The 218-nt window shown below is 49.5% G+C and carries 1 protein-coding gene; it reads left to right on the forward strand.

Going from position 1 to position 218, the window contains the following annotated elements:
* The coding region (locus AB4482_RS22635; protein WP_372181765.1) for a transposase at positions 1-218 on the forward strand (218 nt) is incomplete at both ends.

The raw sequence follows: 218 nt of genomic DNA on the forward strand, positions 1-218 counted from the left end.
GCTAAGGCAACTCGTCATGGATGAGTTCGCTATCTTTAAAGGACATCGGTATGCCACGGTCATTGCTGACGCTAAGACTCACCAAGTCATTTGGATAGGGTTAGGCCGTAGCCGCAAGGACATACGACCGTTCTTCGAGCTGTTAGGCAAGCATGGCAATAATATCGAAGCGGTCGCGATGGACATGAATACGGCTTTTGACCTTGAAGTTCAAGCGC

Source organism: Vibrio sp. 10N.222.55.C7 (assembly GCF_041473335.1).
Classification (GTDB): domain Bacteria; phylum Pseudomonadota; class Gammaproteobacteria; order Enterobacterales; family Vibrionaceae; genus Vibrio; species Vibrio crassostreae_C.